The sequence below is a fragment of the Delftia sp. WSY_16 genome, assembly GCF_043104415.1.
In the GTDB taxonomy this organism is placed as follows: Bacteria; Pseudomonadota; Gammaproteobacteria; order Burkholderiales; family Burkholderiaceae_C; genus Comamonas; species Comamonas tsuruhatensis.
In genome coordinates, this window is record NZ_JBICKS010000030.1 from 211921 (window position 1) to 228110 (window position 16190).

At 70.3% G+C, this 16190-nt stretch carries 19 protein-coding genes; 10 read left to right on the top strand and 9 right to left on the bottom strand.

Annotated elements, in window-relative coordinates:
- Window positions 1-51 precede the first annotated feature (51 nt).
- Window positions 52-1464 (top strand): short-chain fatty acyl-CoA regulator family protein, encoded by a 1413-nt coding sequence (locus ACF8O7_RS16415; RefSeq protein WP_016448409.1) that lies wholly within the window; start codon window positions 52-54, stop codon window positions 1462-1464.
- Window positions 1465-1489: 25 nt separating this feature from the next.
- On the opposite strand, the gene ACF8O7_RS16420 is transcribed toward ACF8O7_RS16415, so the two are convergent.
- Entirely contained in the window at window positions 1490-2455 is a 966-nt protein-coding gene (locus ACF8O7_RS16420; protein ID WP_016448410.1) for a PA2169 family four-helix-bundle protein, read from the bottom strand.
- A 307-nt stretch (window positions 2456-2762) separates the two neighbouring features.
- Here ACF8O7_RS16420 and ACF8O7_RS16425 point away from each other — a divergent pair, with 307 nt between their 5' ends.
- The 8 genes from ACF8O7_RS16425 (at window position 2763) to ACF8O7_RS16460 (ending at window position 9214) form a co-directional block, all read left to right on the top strand.
- Window positions 2763-3086, top strand: a complete 324-nt coding sequence (locus ACF8O7_RS16425; RefSeq protein WP_016448411.1) for a hypothetical protein — start codon at window positions 2763-2765, stop codon at window positions 3084-3086.
- 251 nt (window positions 3087-3337) lie between these two features.
- Complete coding sequence (locus tag ACF8O7_RS16430; protein WP_016448412.1) at window positions 3338-3571, top strand: hypothetical protein; 234 nt, start codon at window positions 3338-3340, stop codon at window positions 3569-3571.
- A 7-nt stretch (window positions 3572-3578) separates the two neighbouring features.
- A complete protein-coding gene (gene otsB, locus ACF8O7_RS16435) occupies window positions 3579-4397 on the top strand; it encodes a trehalose-phosphatase (RefSeq protein ID WP_016448413.1) in 819 nt (272 codons plus the stop codon).
- Complete coding sequence (locus ACF8O7_RS16440; RefSeq protein ID WP_392443857.1) at window positions 4394-5920, top strand: trehalose-6-phosphate synthase; 1527 nt, start codon at window positions 4394-4396, stop codon at window positions 5918-5920. Before otsB ends, ACF8O7_RS16440 begins: the two co-directional genes overlap by 4 nt.
- A gap of 111 nt (window positions 5921-6031) precedes the next feature.
- The gene (locus ACF8O7_RS16445) at window positions 6032-7108 is read left to right on the top strand and encodes an acyl-CoA dehydrogenase (RefSeq protein ID WP_392443858.1); all 1077 of its coding nucleotides are present in this window, start codon (window positions 6032-6034) and stop codon (window positions 7106-7108) included.
- Window positions 7096-7854, top strand: a complete 759-nt coding sequence (locus ACF8O7_RS16450) for a PIG-L deacetylase family protein (protein WP_392443860.1) — start codon at window positions 7096-7098, stop codon at window positions 7852-7854. The genes ACF8O7_RS16445 and ACF8O7_RS16450 overlap by 13 nt, the downstream gene beginning before the upstream one ends.
- The gene (locus ACF8O7_RS16455) at window positions 7851-8459 is read left to right on the top strand and encodes a class I SAM-dependent methyltransferase (protein WP_017407111.1); all 609 of its coding nucleotides are present in this window, start codon (window positions 7851-7853) and stop codon (window positions 8457-8459) included. The genes ACF8O7_RS16450 and ACF8O7_RS16455 overlap by 4 nt, the downstream gene beginning before the upstream one ends.
- Window positions 8456-9214 (top strand): glycosyltransferase, encoded by a 759-nt coding sequence (locus ACF8O7_RS16460; protein WP_392443863.1) that lies wholly within the window; start codon window positions 8456-8458, stop codon window positions 9212-9214. The genes ACF8O7_RS16455 and ACF8O7_RS16460 overlap by 4 nt, the downstream gene beginning before the upstream one ends.
- On the opposite strand, the gene ACF8O7_RS16465 is transcribed toward ACF8O7_RS16460, so the two are convergent.
- The 3 genes from ACF8O7_RS16465 to ACF8O7_RS16475 all read right to left on the bottom strand — a co-directional run bounded on the left by ACF8O7_RS16465 (window position 9184) and on the right by ACF8O7_RS16475 (window position 11092).
- Window positions 9184-9744, bottom strand: coding sequence for a DinB family protein (locus ACF8O7_RS16465; RefSeq protein ID WP_016448419.1), 561 nt, complete (start codon window positions 9742-9744; stop codon window positions 9184-9186). The two genes, ACF8O7_RS16460 and ACF8O7_RS16465, sit on opposite strands and share 31 nt — an antisense overlap.
- A 22-nt stretch (window positions 9745-9766) precedes the next feature.
- Window positions 9767-10624, bottom strand: coding sequence for a PhzF family phenazine biosynthesis protein (locus ACF8O7_RS16470; protein ID WP_392443865.1), 858 nt, complete (start codon window positions 10622-10624; stop codon window positions 9767-9769).
- 63 nt (window positions 10625-10687) lie between these two features.
- Window positions 10688-11092 (bottom strand): VOC family protein, encoded by a 405-nt coding sequence (locus ACF8O7_RS16475; RefSeq protein ID WP_016448421.1) that lies wholly within the window; start codon window positions 11090-11092, stop codon window positions 10688-10690.
- A 69-nt stretch (window positions 11093-11161) separates the two neighbouring features.
- On the opposite strand from ACF8O7_RS16475, the gene ACF8O7_RS16480 reads away from it, so the two are divergent.
- Complete coding sequence (locus tag ACF8O7_RS16480) at window positions 11162-12529, top strand: PLP-dependent aminotransferase family protein (protein ID WP_392443867.1); 1368 nt, start codon at window positions 11162-11164, stop codon at window positions 12527-12529.
- Here ACF8O7_RS16480 and ACF8O7_RS16485 read toward each other — a convergent pair.
- From ACF8O7_RS16485 to ACF8O7_RS16505, 5 genes are read right to left on the bottom strand one after another with little or no spacing between them, the layout of a single operon-like run.
- Entirely contained in the window at window positions 12513-12953 is a 441-nt protein-coding gene (locus ACF8O7_RS16485) for a nuclear transport factor 2 family protein (protein WP_016448423.1), read from the bottom strand. The genes ACF8O7_RS16480 and ACF8O7_RS16485 overlap by 17 nt on opposite strands.
- A gap of 5 nt (window positions 12954-12958) precedes the next feature.
- Entirely contained in the window at window positions 12959-13750 is a 792-nt protein-coding gene (locus tag ACF8O7_RS16490) for an SDR family oxidoreductase (protein ID WP_016448424.1), read from the bottom strand.
- Between the two features lie 5 nt (window positions 13751-13755).
- On the bottom strand, window positions 13756-14316 hold the full coding sequence (locus ACF8O7_RS16495; protein ID WP_016448425.1) for a DUF3833 domain-containing protein: 561 nt from the start codon (window positions 14314-14316) through the stop codon (window positions 13756-13758).
- On the bottom strand, window positions 14313-15593 hold the full coding sequence (locus tag ACF8O7_RS16500) for an MFS transporter (protein ID WP_016448426.1): 1281 nt from the start codon (window positions 15591-15593) through the stop codon (window positions 14313-14315). The genes ACF8O7_RS16495 and ACF8O7_RS16500 overlap by 4 nt, the downstream gene beginning before the upstream one ends.
- 17 nt (window positions 15594-15610) lie before the next feature.
- Window positions 15611-16180: a chalcone isomerase family protein gene (locus tag ACF8O7_RS16505; RefSeq protein ID WP_016448427.1), complete on the bottom strand. Its 570-nt coding sequence runs from the start codon at window positions 16178-16180 to the stop codon at window positions 15611-15613.
- Between the last annotated feature and the right edge of the window lie 10 nt (window positions 16181-16190).

Consider the following 16190-nt stretch of genomic DNA (forward strand, 5'->3'; position numbering starts at 1 on the left):
AGTCCGCGAATTTGCAAATTCTGCGAATAACAGCCACCCGAGGAAACAGCCATGAAGAAGACGTTCATGGGCGTCAAGCTGCGCAAACTGCGCGCGGAGCACGGCCTGTCCCAGATCGCCCTGGCCCACGCGCTGGGCCTGTCGCCCAGCTACCTGAACCAGCTGGAGCAGAACCAGCGGCCGCTGACGGTGTCGGTGCTGCTCAAGCTCAACCGCGCGCTGGGCGTCGATATCCAGCAGTTCTCGGAGGACGAGGAAGCGCGCCTGGTCGCCGGCCTGCGCGAGGCCCTTGCCGAGGCGCCCGAATCCATTGCCCTGCCCGAGCTGCAGGAAGTCGCCGCGCAGATGCCCGCCCTGGGACGTGCGGTGATGGCGCTGCACCGCCGCCATCTGGAAGCCCTGGAGCGCATCGAGAGCATGTCGCTCAGGCTGGGCGATGACCGCTCGGACATGCCGGTGGCGCGCACCATGCCGTTCGAGGCCGTGCGCGATTTCTTCTTTGCGCACCAGAACTACTTCGATGAAGTGGACCGCGCGGCCCAGGCTCTGGCCGGCGAGGCGCGTGCGGACCCGGGCCATCTGGCGGACTGGCTGGTCCGGCGGCTGCAGCAGCGCCACGGCGTGCAGGTGCATCGCCTGGAAGACTCCCGGCAAAGCCAGCGCCGGTTCGACCCGGCCACGCGCTCGCTGTGGCTGTCCTCGGCGCTGGAGCCTGCGCAACAGGCCTTCCAGCTGGGCACGCAGCTGGCCTTGCTGGAGATGGGCGACACGCTGGACCGGCTGATCGCCACCGCCGCCTTCCAGGGCGACCCGGCCTCAAGCAAGCTCGCCCGCGTGGGCCTTGCCAACTACTTTGCGGGCGCGCTGTTGCTGCCCTACGACCTGTTCCTGGAATCGGCCGAGCAGCTGCGCTATGACATCGACCTGCTGGGCCAGCGCTTTGGCGTGGGCTTTGAAACCGTCTGCCACCGGCTGAGCACGCTGCAGCGGCCCGGCGCGCCCGGCGTGCCCTTCTTCTTTGTGCGCGTGGACCGCGCGGGCAATATCTCCAAGCGCCAGTCGGCCACGCATTTCCACTTCAGCCGCACCGGCGGCACCTGCCCGCTGTGGACGGTGTACGAGGCCTTCGGCCAGCCCGACCAGGTGCTGCGCCAGCTCGCCAGCATGCCCGACGGGCGGCGCTACCTGTGGATTGCACGCTCGGTCTCGCACGGTCAGCGCGGCTATGGTTCGCCGCGCAAGACCTTCTCCATCGGCCTGGGCTGCGACATACGCCATGCCGCGCGCCTGGTCTATGCCAAGGGGCTGGACCTGGGCGATCCGGAATCGGCCACGCCCATCGGCATGGGCTGCAAGGTCTGCGAGCGCGACCAGTGCACGCAGCGCGCCTTTCCCTATGTGGGAAAGGCGCTGCATGTGGATGAGAACGCCAGCCGCTTTGCGCCGTACGGCGTAGGCGGCTAGCAACCCCCAGGCATCCTGTGCCGGGTCAGGAGGCCGCGCGCATGCGGTCGCGCAGATCGCGCACTTCGTCGTGGTTGCGCTGCGCGCCCTGGGCCTGGCGCTCCACCATCACGCGGATGGCCGGAGGCAACGGCTGCTTGAGCGCCTTGCGGTACTGGGCCACGGCGGAATCCTCGCCGCGCTCGCACTCCTCCAGCACGGCCTTGTCGTCCTGCGAGGTCAGCGCCGTCTTCACCGACACCCAGCCCCGGTGCAGCGCGCCGGCCACCGTGCCGCCCGATGCGGGCTCGCGGCCCAGCTTGCGGATCTCGGCCTCCAGCTCCAGCGCGGCGGCGCCGCACTCGGCGCTGTGGCGCAGGAACAGGGTCTTGAGGTCCGGCGAGTCGGCGTTCTCGGCCGAGGTGCGAAAGCCGTACTCGCCATCGCGGCAGGATTCGAGCAGGTCGTTGAGCACGTCGGCTACATCGTCGTTGTCGATGTCGCCGGTGTAGGCCGGTGCCACGATGGTCCCCGTGTCATCACGGACATCGCGAACGCCTGCGCGCTCCCAGGCTGCGCGCGCTGCGGGCCGGGCCTGATCCCAGTCCAGGTGGCTGGCGCCACGGCGCGTGGTCCATTCGCGCTCCCATTCGGCGTCGAAGGCATCGAAATCGGCATCGCGGCGCGCGGCGGCCGCGTTCCAGCCCAGCTCGTAGGCGGGGCGGTACTCCTCGTAGCTGCGGCCGGCCACGTAGTAGGGCTCGTTCTGGTAGGCGTCGCGCCAGTAGGCGTCCTCGACCGTGGGATTGACGGCTTCGGCCGCGCCCTTGCCGGCCAGCCCGCCGACCACGGCACCGGCCACACCGCCCACGGCAGCACCGATGGGGCCGCCCATTGCGCCGAATGCAGCGCCGGTCACGGCACCGCCTGCAGCGCCTATGCCGGTGCCCACGGGATGTGCGCCGGGCGCGTCGGACAGCGGGTCACGGTTTGCGGGATTCGATTGCGTCATGGAATGTGCTCCTTGGCAGTTGAAAGTGATGTCTATCGTGATCGCCGTGGCGCGCCGCCGGCGTGCGCGCTTGCGGCCATGTGCCGTAGGAACGCGGCGACCGGGCCTTGCGGACATCGCGCCAGTGGCCTGTGGCCATTTTTCGCACCCCGGCACAGGGCAATCGGCGTGCCTGAGAACGGCGTTCATGCGCGTGGCATCTTTTCGTTCCTGCGCTTTCGGCGTGGTCCCACGGCGGCTGCGAAAGGGCCAAGAGACCATGGCCCAAGCGCCGCCTGCGCAGGCCCGCGAATGAAAGGAAGACGCCATGAAAGACAAGACCCCATCCGCATCCAAGTCCTCTGCACCCACACAGGCGAAGCCGTCGGGCGATGGCCAGACCAAGCTGCCCGGACAGGTCGGCAAGGCGCCCCATGCGCCCGGTGAATCCGATGCATCCGACGCATCCGAACAGGGCCTGCGCCTTCCGCACGAGCGCGACCAGAGCCTGGACGCTACCAGCGATGCGCCCGATCCGGTGATGCGCCAGGCCCATGACGACCTCGCCTCCGGCCAGGTCGATACCGACATGCGCCAGACGCCGGGCCTGGATGCCGAACGGCGCAAGAAGATGGTGCGCAAGCAGCCTTGATGGCACCTGAAGCTTGCACCTGAAGCACAACGAGCTGCTGGCAGCCAACAAGATTGCCAGCAACCGCATGACCGGCATCGAAGGGCTCTGGACGGGGAGCAGCTGCAGCAAGGGGCGGCCTTCCACGTCAATCTGGCCGCCCGCGCGCACGAAAGCGGAGCCTGCAAGGAATGCCACTCCATCGACGAAGACGACCCGGCACGGCCCGGCAACTGAGGTGCCCGCGCTTCACTTCATACAGGAGCAACCCCATGCCCGACATTCCCGACTGGCTCCAGTGGCCTGCCTTTCTGGCCTCCATCGCCGGCGCCTGGTGTGTGGGCTCGCGTTCTGCGCAAAGGCGCAACCTGGGCTTCTGGGTCCTGATGCTCAGCAATGCGCTGTGGGCGCTGTGGGGCTGGTCCACGGCGGCCTGGGCGCTGGTGAGCCTGCAGTTCTGCCTGGCCATCACCAACATCCGCGGCTCCATCAAGGCCGAGCGGTGAGCAGGCCATGGCAGCAGACGCTTTCCTGATGTCGATCCACGAAACCGGCAACCCATACCCTGGCGCCTCCATGGAAACACCCCCATTCCCCACCTGCAGATCCGCCCTGTTCCTCGACTTCGACGGCACGCTCGTGCCACTGGCCGAGACCCCGGACGCCATTGCGCCAGACCCCGGCCTGATCCCCATGCTGACCAGGCTGCAGGGTCTGTTGGGCGGTGCGCTGGCCATCGTCACGGGTCGGCAGGTCGAGATGCTGGACCGCTTTCTGGCGCCGCTGCATCTGCCCGCCGCCTGCGAGCACGGCCTGCAGCGGCGGGATGCCGCAGGCCGCCTGCACATGCAGGCATCGGCCATGCCAGAGACCGTGCTGCAGATGTGCAATGCCTTGGCGGCCGATCATCCGCGCCTGCTGGTGGAGCGCAAGCGCTCCTCGGTCGCACTGCACTACCGGCGTGCGCCAGAGCTGGCGGCGCTGTGCCTGGACATGTTGGGCCGCGCACTGCGGCACCAGCCCGGGCTGGAGCTGCTGCACGGCAAATGCGTGCTGGAGGTCAGGCCCGCAGGGGTGGACAAGGGCCACGCCATTGCGGCCTTCCTGCGCGAAGCGCCGTTCGCCGGCCGCACCCCGGTGTTTGCCGGTGACGATGTCACGGACGAGAGCGGCTTTGCCGTGGTGCAGGCGCACGGCGGCATGGCGATCAAGGTGGGCGAAGGCGCAAGCGGGGCCCGCCACCGGCTGGGCAGCCCGCAGGCCGTGCATGCCTGGCTGAAGTCCGCATGCATGCACCTGGCTGCGCAGACCTGCGCGGAGGTGCTGCCATGAGCCGGCTGGTGGTGATCTCCAACCGCGTGGCCGATCCGCGCAGGGCCGCAGCCGGGGGCCTTGCCGTGGCCATGGGCGATGCGCTGCGGCAGACGGGCGGCCTGTGGTTCGGCTGGAGCGGGACCGTCACCGACGACGGTGCCCAGGCCGCGCCGGCCGGCCATGTGCACCGCACCCAGGCAGGCAACGTCACGCTGGCCACGGTGGACCTGGACCGCGCGGACCATGACAGCTACTACGCGGGCTACAGCAACGGCGTGCTGTGGCCCGTCTTTCACGGACGGCTGGACCTGGCGAGCTTCGACACGGGCCATGCGGCCGGCTACCGCCGCGTGAACCAGCTGCTTGCGCGCAGGCTGCTGCCCCTGCTGGCGCAGGACGACATCCTCTGGGTGCATGACTACCACCTGATCCCGCTGGCGGCCGAGCTGCGCGCCCTGGGCTGCCGCCAGCGCATCGGCTTTTTCCTGCACATCCCATTGCCCCCGCCGACCCTGCTGGCGGCCATTCCCGAGCATGCATGGCTGATGCGCTGCCTGTTTGCCTACGACCTTGTGGGCCTGCAGACCCGCCAGGACGTGCACCATTTCGAGCGCTATGTCTGCGACGAGGCCGGGGGCCAGTCGCTGGGCGATGGCGCCTTGCGTGCCCATGGGCAGCGCCTGGTCTGCCGAGCCTTCCCCATAGGCATCGATGTGGATGGTTTCATGGCGCTTGCACAGGGCGGCGCCTCGCGGGACATGTACGAGCGCATGAAGCACGAGTACGCCCAGCGCCGCCTGCTGCTGGGCATAGACCGGCTGGACTACTCCAAGGGCCTGCCCCAGCGCCTGCGTGCCTTTCGGGAGCTGCTGGCCCGCCATCCCGAGCAGCGCCGGCGCGCCACGCTGATCCAGATCGGCTCGCCCACGCGCGAGGGCCTGGACGCGTATGCCGACATACGGCGGGAGCTTGAATCGCTGTGCGGCGCCGTCAACGGCGACTACGGCGAGCTGGACTGGATGCCCGTGCGCTACATCCACCAGACCCTGCCGCGCGATGGCATTCCGGGCCTGTGCCGCGCGGCGGCCGTGGGCCTGGTCACGCCGCTGCGCGACGGCATGAACCTCGTGGCCAAGGAATATGTGGCGGCCCAGGACCCGGCCGACCCGGGCGTGCTGGTGCTGTCGCGGTTTGCCGGCGCGGCCGAGCAGCTGCAGGAGGCGATGCTGGTCAATCCCTACGACGTGCACGGCACGGCCGCCGTGGTGCAGCAGGCCCTGCAGATGCCGCTGCAGGAAAGGCGTCAGCGGCACCAGCGGCTGCTGCAGCGCATCGCCGAGCAGGACGTGCACTGGTGGCGCAAGGCCTTTCTGTCTGCCTTGAAAGAGGCCAGGCCGCTGGAGCACAGGGAAAGGGAAGCCTTCGGCATCCCCGTTCCCTCGATCAGGCAGGAGCAGGCACCGCTGCGCCTGGAGCTGGCCGCCTGCCCTGCCGACGGCGTGGAACGGGACGCCTGCCGGTCGGTGGTCTCCGACAGGTAATGCCTTCCTGCTCCTGCGGCGCCGCGTTCATCCTCCCGGCACCATGGCATCGCCCGGCCCCACCCCCATTTCCCGGGCTGCGCACGACACACAAAAGGAAGGCAAGCGGCGATGGCCCAGCACGACAACGAGCACGCCCATGCGTGGACATGCAGCGACACGCTGGCGCAGGCCTTGCGCGGCCACACGGACCTGTCGCCAGCGGACCAGTTGGCCCTGCTGGTGGCGCAGGGCGCCGACCGCCTGCCGCTGCCGGGCCATGGCCACACGCTGCAGCGCTGGCGCGCACTGGCCGAGGTGGCCGCCCACAGCCTGAGCCTGGCCAAGCTCTATGAAGGCCATACCGATGCCCTGGCCATCCTGTCCGAACTGCAGGCCGACCTGTGCACCGAAGGACTGCGCTGGGCCGTCTGGTGCGCCGAGCCGCCGGGCGAGCGCGTGCAGGCCACGCCCACGGCCCCCCATGCTGCGGCACATGCCGGCATGGCCGTGCAGCTGTCCGGCCACAAGCCCTGGTGTTCGGGCGCGCGCGCGGTGGACCGTGCCCTGGTCAGCGGCTGGCTGGCCGACGGCCGGCGCTGCCTGATCGCCGTCACCATGGACCAGCCCGGCATCCGCAGGGACGACAGCCACTGGCAGGCCGTGGGCATGGCCGCCAGCGCCAGCGCCGACGTGCATTTCGACGGCGCCACCGGCGTGCTGGTCGGCGAACCGGGCCAGTACCTGAGCCGCCCCGGCTTTCACCATGGCGGCGCGGGCGTTGCGGCCTGCTGGCATGGCGCGGCAGCGCGCATCGCCAGCCATCTGCAGCAGGCCGTCGGTCAAGGCGAGGACCCGCACCGCCAGGCCCACCTGGGCGCGCTGGATGTGGCCCTGGCCGGCGCGGCCGGCCTGCTGCGCGACGCTGCAGCCCGCATCGATGCCACGCCCTCGGACCCCTGCCTGCTGGCCGTGAACCGCGCCCGCCTGGCTGTGGAAGCCGCCGCCGAAGAGGTGCTGCGGCGCGTGCCGCGCGCCATCGGTCCCGGCCCACTGTGCAAGAACAGGGGCCTGGCGCAGCTGATGGCCGACCTGCCCGTCTTCATCCGCCAAAGCCATGCCGAGCGCGACCAGGCCGCGCTGGGCCGCCTGCTGGCCGAGAAGGCACAGGCCTCGCAGGCACCGGGAGGCGCGGCATGGATGCTGTGAAGCCGCGCCTCATCGAGGGCCGGGGCACGCCCGAATCGCGCTGGCAGGCCTGGTTTGCGCAACGCCGGCCAGCGCAGGTATCCATGGACGACCTGCTGGAAGGCCGGCGCCGCGCCGTCATCGTCGCGCCGCACCCCGATGACGAGATCCTGGGCTGCGCCGGCCTGCTGCGCCGCTGTGCCGAGCGGGGCATGCCCTGCCTCATCGTCTCCGTGACCGATGGCGGAGCCAGCCACCCCGACTCGACGCTGTGGCCGCCGCAGCGGCTGGTGCGCGAGCGCGTGCAGGAGAGCACCCAGGCCCTGGCCCTGCTTGCGCCGCAGGCGCAGGTGCTGCGGCTGGGCCTGCCCGACGGCCGTATCGCCGAGCATGCAGCGCAGTTGCTGCAGCGGCTGGAGCCGTTGCTGCAGCCCTCGGATGCGCTGCTGTGCACCTGGCGCGAAGACGGTCACCCGGACCACGAGGCCACGGGCCAGGCCTGCGCCACGGCAGCCCGGCGCACGGGCTGCCGGCTCTTCGAGCTGCCGATCTGGGCCTGGCACTGGGCCGAGCCCGGCGACACGCGCGTGCCCTGGCACCGCGCCGCCGCCATTGCGCTGGCGCCGCAGGAGCTGGCGCTCAAGCGCCAGGCCCTGTCGTGCTTTCGCAGCCAGCTGCTGCCCGACCCGTCCACGGGCCGCGACGCCATCCTGCCGTCCTGGGCCACGCAGCGCCTGCTGCGTCCGTTTGAAGTGGTGTTTCTATGAACGGCGCCCGGCAGCACTTCGAGCAGATGTACCAGGCCGACCCCGACCCCTGGCAGGTCGCATCACGCTGGTACGAGCGGCGCAAGCGCGACCTGCTGCTGGCCGCCCTGCCGCGCGAGCGCTATGCCCACGGCTTCGAGCCCGGCTGCGGCAATGGCGAGGCCACGCAGCGCCTGCTGCAGCGCTGCGACCGGCTGTGCGCCGTCGACTTCTCGGACAGGGCCGTGGATCTGTGCCGGCAGCGGATTGCGCCGCAGGACCGCGCCCGCCTGGACCTGCAGGCCCTGCCCCTGCCCTGGCAATGGCCACAGGTGCCCCAGGTGCCGCAGCAAGGCTTCGATCTCATCGTGGTCTCGGAGCTTGCCTACTACTTCGACGACGCGGCACTGGCGCATTTCAACCGCCAGTGCCTGGCCTCGCTGCAGGGCGGCGGCCACTGGCTCATGTGCCACTGGCGGCATGGGGCGCACGATCACCTGCAGAGCACCCGCGCCCTGCATGACAGCGTGTCGGCCCATGCGCAGCTGCACTTGCTGCTGAGCCACAGCGAACCGGATTTCCAGCTGGACATCTGGCAGAAAACCCCTGAAAGGACGGACAGATGATCGGCGTGTGCATCCCAGCCCATGACGAGGAAGACCTCATAGGCCGCTGCCTGGACAGCGTGTTTTGCGCGGCCGCCCATGCCGACCTGCAAGGCGAGACCGTGGCCGTCGTGGTGGTGCTGGACAGCTGCCAGGACGCCACCGAATCGGCCGTGCGCCGCTGGCCCGCCATCCCGTTGTCCATTGCCGCGCGCAACGTGGGCAAGGCGCGGGCCCTGGGGTCGGAGTACCTGCTGCTGCTGGGCGCCCGCTGGCTGGCCTTCACGGACGCCGACACCACCGTCTCGCCGAGCTGGCTGGCCGACCAGCTGGCACTTCAGGCCGACGTGGTCTGCGGCACGGTGCAGGTGGCCGACTGGTCGGCCCACGGCGTCCAGGCGGACACGGCGCGGCGGCACTTCGAGACCACCTACACGGACCGCGACGGCCACCGCCACGTGCACGGCGCCAACCTGGGCATCTCAGCCTGGCACTACCGCCAGGCCGGCGGGTTCGACGCACGCACCTGCGGCGAGGACCAGGACCTGGTGGACCGCCTGGCGGCCAGCGGCGCCCGCATCGCCTGGTCGGCCCGGCCCCGGGTGATGACCAGCGGCCGCGCCTACTCGCGCGTGGCCGACGGCTTTGCCGGTGCGCTGCGCCAGGGATGGGCCCTGCCCTGCGACGCGCCGCCTGCGCTGCCCGTGCGCCAGGGCGCCCTGGCGCAGCAGGCCCTGGCCCTGCCTCAACCGCAGGCCGGCTCGTCCACGCGGTAGCAGTCCCTGAGGAACACCGGCAGGTCGTTGGCCGGCGGCACGAAGGGCACCTGGTACATCATGTCGCTGACAAAGCCACGGTGGTAGCTGCCGTGGTTCACCACGTGCAGCACGATCTGCTCGCGCGTCATGGCGCCCTGCCCGCCGCCCACGAACTCGAAGTGCACGACCTTCGCCAGTTCCTCGTCCGGGCATGCGTCGACGAACTCCACATACCAGCGGTCCATTGCCTGCACGGATTCCCACAGCGCCTGCAGCGTGGGCGTGTGGTCGGTGTTGCGCATGGTGTAGCCATGTTTGCGGCCCTGCAGGTGGTGCCTGAAGATGTCCTCCACCACAAGGACGTGGTTCAGCGTGCGCACCATGTTGCCGAAGCTCGTGGGGCGCTGCTTCAAGGCCTCGCCTTCGGGCAGCTCCATCACGCTCTTGAAGGTCAGGCCGTTGGCCCAGGCCTTGTAGCGCACCAGCATTTTCAGGTTGGCCCTGGCCGATGAGACGGGAGCGCGCGGGCTCTCCTGGATCGCTGTCATTCGTGGGTTCTTTCGGTGTGGATCAAAGGCCGCTCAGTGCGCCTTCGACATGGGTGCGCGCCGTGCCGCCCACCCAGACCTGGCCCGTGCCGTCACGGGTCAGGAAGATGCGGCCGTCACGGCCCAGACAGCGGCCCTGGGCGGCAACGTAGTCGCTGTCCATCACCCCCGTCGCAAACAGCCACTGCGCCAGCGAGGCGTTGAGGCTGCCGGTGACGGGGTCTTCGACGATGGCGCCCTGGTGATCGGAGAAGAAGGCGCGCACCTCGCAGGCGGCAGGGCTGACACCGCCGATACCCCTGGCATAGGGCCCCACCACGCCCACGTCCATGCGCGTGGGCCACTGCCGGGCCGGGTTCAGCGCCAGCACCTGCTCGGCCGAGGCCAGGCGGATGCCCAGCCAGCCGGGGCCGTTGTCTATCCACGAGGCGGCCTGCACCTCTTCGGCAGTGATGCCCAGCATGCGCAGCGCGGCATCCAGCTCGTCGGCGGTGGGCGCGCCAAAGCGCAGCATGGGCGGCGCGGCGAATGCCAGCCGCCCATGCTCCTGCCGTATCTGCACCAGGCCCGCCCCGCACTCCTGGACGATGTGGCCTGCGTTCCTGGGCGCACCGCGCTGGGACAGCCAGGCATGGCAGCTGCCCAGCGTGGGATGGCCGGCAAAAGGCATCTCCCGGTCCAGCGTGAAAATCCTCACGCGGTAGTCGGCCTGCGCCTGCGTGGGCGGCAGCAGGAATGCGGTTTCGGAGAGATTGAACCAGCGCGTCAGCTGCTGCATCTGTGCGGTGGTCAGCGCCTGCCCACCGGTGATCACGACCAGCGGATTGCCGGACAGCGGGCCGCTGGCGAAAACGTCGACCATATGAACGGCAATGCTCATGAAGACAGTCCTTGTTGCATGGGAAGGAAAAGAAGGGGAAACGGACGGCGGTCCCGATCTGCGCTACGGCCGCACATCGGCGCGATGCACCACATGGACCTTGTTGCCGTCGGGGTCGCGCAGGTAGGCACCGTAGTAGCCATCGCCGTAATGAGGTCGCGGGCCGGGCGGGCCTTCGTCGCTGCCGCCACGCGCCAGGCCGGCGGCATGGGCCGCATCCACCGCCTCGGGCGATGGCGCCAGAAAGGCCGCCATGCTGCCGTTGCCCGCCGTGGCCGGCTCGCCGTTGAAGGGGCTGTAGACATAAAAGCGCGGCAAGGAAGCCTGCGGCGCCACCCAGCACAGCGCGGCCGGCCCGCCATCGGGCTGGACGGCGCGGCGCTGCAGTCCCAGCGGGGAAAGCACCGCGTCATAGAAGCGGCCGGCCCGCTCGAGATCACGGGCGCCGACGGTGATGTGGCTGAACATGGGGTGAACGTTACACTATCGATAAATGAAATAGTGTCACGGCACACTCTTTTTTTCCTTGCCCCGATCATGCTCCTGCCCTCCCCCTGGACACCCCGTCTTGCGCGCATTGAAGCCAGTGCCGCCGAGCGGCTGGCGCGCGCCCTGGCCGACGACATCGTGGAAGGCCGACTGGCCGGCGGCGACCGCCTTCCCGCCCACAGAGACCTGGCCGACAGGCTGCAGATCGGCCTGGGCTCGGTGACCAGGGCCTATGCGCTGCTGGAGCGCCGGGGGCTGACGCGCAGCGTCAAGGGCAGGGGCACCTTCGTGGCCGCCCGGCGGACGCAGGGCGGCGAGGCCATCGACCTGTCCTCCAACGCGCCGCCGGCCGCCATCAGCGAACGCCTGCTGGCGCGCACGCTGACCGCGATTGCGCGCCGCATCGATGCCGATCACTTCAATTCCTACGCGCCGCCGGGCGGACATGCGGAGCATCGCCGCGTGCTCGCGCGCTGGCTGCAGACGCTGGGCCTGAACGTGGAACCCGGCCACATGGTGCTGACCAGCAGCGCGCGCCAGGCGCTGTCCCTGGCCCTGGACCTGGTCTGCCAGCCCCGGGGCCGGCTGCTGACCGAGCGCATCACCTACCCCGGCGCCATTGCCCTGGCCCGGCGCAAGGGCTGCGCCCTGCAGGGCCTGGCCATGGACGCGCAGGGCCTGCTGCCGCAGGCGCTGGCCGAGGCGCTGCAAGGCATTCCCGCCGCCGAAGGCAAGGTGCTCTACCTCACCCCCACGCTGCACAACCCGACCACGGCCACCATGGGCGCGGAGCGCAGGCGGGCGATCGTGGATATCTGCCGGAACGCAGGCGCCTGGATCATCGAGGACGGCGTGTATGCCGCCTGCTCGCCCGATCACGCGCGCCTTGCGCACCTGGCGACCCTGGCGCCCGAGATCACCCTGCATGTGAACGGGCTGTCCAAGTCGCTGGGCCCGGGGCTGCAGGTGGGCACGCTGGTGCTGCCGCCAGCGCTGTGCGGCGCCGCGCTGGCGACGCTGCAGGAGCTGTCCATGGCTCCTTCGGCCCTGTCATGCGCCGTGGTCGATGAATGGCTGTCCCAGGGCGTGGTCGCCTCCCTGCAGGCCGACCTGCGCCATGAGGCACAGCGGCGCGTGCGGCTGGCCGCATCGCACCTTGCCCCACACCTGGGCGACAGCCGCCTGGTGCTGCACCCCGAGGCCTACAACGCCTGGCTGCCCATGGAGCGCGAGGCCGCCGACCGCCTGGTGTCGGCCGCAGCGGCGCTGGGCGTGACGCTGACCGATCCGGGCTCGCTGATGGTGGAGCCGCACGACCGTGCCAGCGGGCTGCGCATCTGCCTGGGCGCCCCAGGCCTGGACGACCTGGACGGCGCCCTGGCGCAATTGGCCAGGCTGCTTACTGCGGAGCCCTGAGCTTGTTCTGCAGCGCCCTGGCCACGGCGCCCAGCACGGGCACCTTGGCGAAGATTTCCTCCACCGGGTCCCAGAAGTCGCGGTGCACTGCCACCAGTCCCTGCGCATCGAACTCCAGGTAGCTGGTGCCGCAGATGTGCATGGGCTGGCCCGATGCCCTGACAAAGCCCAGCTCCCACAGCAAAAAGCCGCTGTCCCCCTGCACCGCGCCCTGGCTGACGGCGAAGCGGGGCCGGTCCAGTTGCTCGAACATGTGGGCGAACACGCGCTGTATCGCTGCGTGGCCGCGCACATCGTTGAACGGGTCCTTGAACCGGGCCTGTTCCGCATAGAGGGCCAGCAGCGCCGGCAGGTTGTCGCGGCGCAGCGCCTCATAGGCCTGGGCCAGCCGGTCCAGTCGGGGATCGCCGAGGGCAGTGCTCATCGGTTTCAGGCTCCTGTGATGCGGCGAACCGCCGAGAAATACCAGGCATCGGGCAGGCAGCGCAGCAGCCGCACCCAGCGTGTGAAGCGGCGCGGAAAATTCATCTCGAAGCGCCCCTGTGCCCAGCCCTGCAGCATGTGACGGGCGGCCTCGTCGGCACCGATCAGGGCCGGCATGCTGAAGCTGTTTTGCGCCGTCAGCGGCGTATCGACAAAGCCGGGGTTGATGATGGACACGCCCAGGCCCGGGCCGTGCAGGTCCAGGTAGAGGTTTTCTGCCAGGTTGTTGAGCGCCGCCTTGGTAGGACCGTAGGCCAGGGACATGGGCAGCCCGCGATAGCCTGCCACCGAGCCGACCAGGGCCAGATGCCCCTGGCCGGCCTCCAGCAGCATGGGCAGCACCGCATCGAGCAGGTGCAGCGCGCCGCCATAGTTCACGGCCAGGTGGCGCTGCATCTCGGCCAGGTCGAACTCGGTGGCGCGCTGGGGCCGGTAGTGGCCGGCACAGTACACCACCAGGTCGGGCGCCCTGCCCACATGGGCCCGCACGGCACGGGCTGCCTGTGCCACGGCCTGGGCATCGGTCACGTCCAGCGGCAGGGCCAGGCAGCCTTCGCGGCCGCGCACGAAATCCTGCAGCGCACCGCCATGCCGCGCAGAGACAATCACGCGCGCGCCCTGGCCGTGCAGCGCTTCGGCCGTGGCGCGCCCTATGCCCGAGGAGGCGCCCAGAAGCCATGCCGAGCGGCCCTTCCAGTCGCGCAGCGGCGGGTTCAGCCGGCGGGATAACAGTGGCATGGCCATCACTCCTTGATGATGGCCAGCGTCACGTCGCCCAGGTGCAGGCCGAGCTTGCTCATGGCCGTGCGGTTGAGCAGGGTGCGCCCGTCCATCAGGTACATCCAGTCGTCCATGCTGACGTTCCAGACCCTTCCGTCCACGGGCAGGGCCAGCACATAGCTCCAGCGGATGGCATTGCCCGCGCTCTGGCCCTGGGCCTCGCCCACCACGTCGTCGGCCCGGCCGCTGTAGCGGCCCTCGCCCAGGTGGCGGATATGCCAGATGCGCTGCTGCGTGCTGCCGTCGCTGTAGACGAAGTGCTCATCGAGCGTGCCCTCGTCGCCATTCCAGCGGCCCGTCATGCGCACGGTGAATCGCTTGACCACCTTGCCCGAGCGGTCCGTGAACATGCCGTGGGCCGTCAGCGGCCCGTTGAAGTACTGGCGCAGGTCCAGCGTCGGCTGCTCCTTGGCGTAGTCCTGCACGGAAGGACCGGCGCAGCCCGCCAGAGACAGCGCCAATGCCGCCCCCAGGCAGGCGCGCCGCAGTGGTGAAAACGAAGCGCAGTGGGTGATGTGGCTCATGTGTGCCTCCAGGAAGAATGCAGTCGCTCGGCGCGCCAGAGCAGCCCGGCCGCCGCCAGTTTGAGCAGGCAGGGCAGCCCGCCATAGGCCCAGGCCAGGGCCTGCAGGCCGGCCGGATCGGTGCTGCCGCTGCGGTAGCCCGCAACGGACAGCAGGGGCAGGGCCAGCCCTGCGGCCAGGGCCAGGTTGAGCTTGGTGGCGCAGGTCCACCACCCCAGGTAGCGGCCCTCGCCCTGGCCGCCCTGGCCGGACTCGTGGATCACGCCCGTGAGCAGTGCGCCCGGCAGGGCCAGATCCGCGCCCAGGGCCAGCCCGCTGGCCAGGCAGATCACGGCGAAGGCCAGGCCGTCACCCGTGCCCAGCCAGGGCGTGAAGCCGAAGGCCAGCACGCTGGCCAGCATGCCCGCGCGCCAGCTGGGCGCCAGGCCCCAGCGCGAGACGGCCTTCACCCACAGCGGCAGGCCCAGGGCCGCCGCGCCAAAAAAGCACAGCAGCAGCAGAGGCTGCATCCCGGGCACCTGCAATCTGTCGGCCACGAAGAAGGGCAGCAAGGTGGCCGGAATGGCCGCGGCCACGCCGTTGACCATGAAGACGGCCAGCAGCCGGCGAAAGCCGGCATCCGCCCATGGTGAGATCCGAGAGGTGTCCGCCGTGGCCTGCTGCGGCAGCGTCACCGGAGCCTTGAGCCGGTACAGCCCCACCAGCCCCAGCGCCAGGCCCAGCGCCAGCACGGCGCTGGTGGCGTCCAAGCCCAGCCAGGCCGGCAACACGCTGGCCAGCAGCACACCGCCCAGCGTAGCGCCCTCGCGCCAGGCCGTGACGCGAGCCCGCCAGGCGGGCTGCCCGCCCCAGCGCGTGCCCCAGGCCTGGTGGACGATGGTGACGAAGCTGTAGGCCAGCGTGCACACCAGCAGGCTGCAGGCCAGCCAGCCCAGCATGGCGGCCTGGGCACCGCGCGGCGGATGCCACAGCGCCCAGAAGCCCAGGACCATCAGCAGGCTGGCCAGTGCAGCCGCCCACCACGCTGGCCGCATGCCCCGGCGCAGCAGCCGGTCGGCCTGGCGGCCGATGGCGGGGTCCACCAGGGCATCGAAGGCACGCGTGGCCAGCAGCACCGCGCCCAGCCCCGCCAGCGGCGCACCGGCCACGCTGGCGTAGTGGTAGGGCAGGTTCACATACAGCGGCAGGGACACGAACGCCAGCGGCGCGGCCAGGCCGCCATAGGCCAGCCCTGTGCGCCAGGGCAGCAAGGGGGCGGCGGCAGGGTGCGAGGCCATGGCGTGGTCCCGGGCGCTCAGGATTGGCCCAGCAGCGAGCTGCGCATGGCAGGTGCCGAGGTCTGGGGCGCGAGCCAGATGCCGAAGAACAGGCGCGCATAGTCCGCATCGCGCAGCTGTGCAGTCTGGCGCCCGTTGTGGAAGAAGCGCACCTCGCCCTGGCCGTCGTTCAGGCCCAGCAGCCGGTCCTGGGCAGCCACATCGGGAAACGCCTGCTTCATCAGCGCCAGCCATTGGCGGGACTGCTCCTCGGTGAAGCCGTCGACCCTGCGCATTTCGGCGATGGAGCGCTCGGCGATGGCCGCGCCTTCGAGCTTGCGGTCATAGACCAGCTCCAGCGCGAACGGGTGGCGGGCGTAGTCTTCGGGCACAAAGCCCGGTGCAGCCCACAGCCGTGCCTCGTACACGCGCAGGCCGAAAAAGCGCAGCACGCCCGTGCCCACCAGGCGCGCGGCCGGCAGGGCGCTGCGCAGTTCGGCCGGAAGGTCGGCAGTCGGAGTCTTGGCGTGGAGTTCGTTGGGCATGGCGATCAGTGAAGGGACAAGGGCGCAGGCGGCGCCCCAGGCCAGCGCCTGGCGGCGCGGCATGTGACGTGGT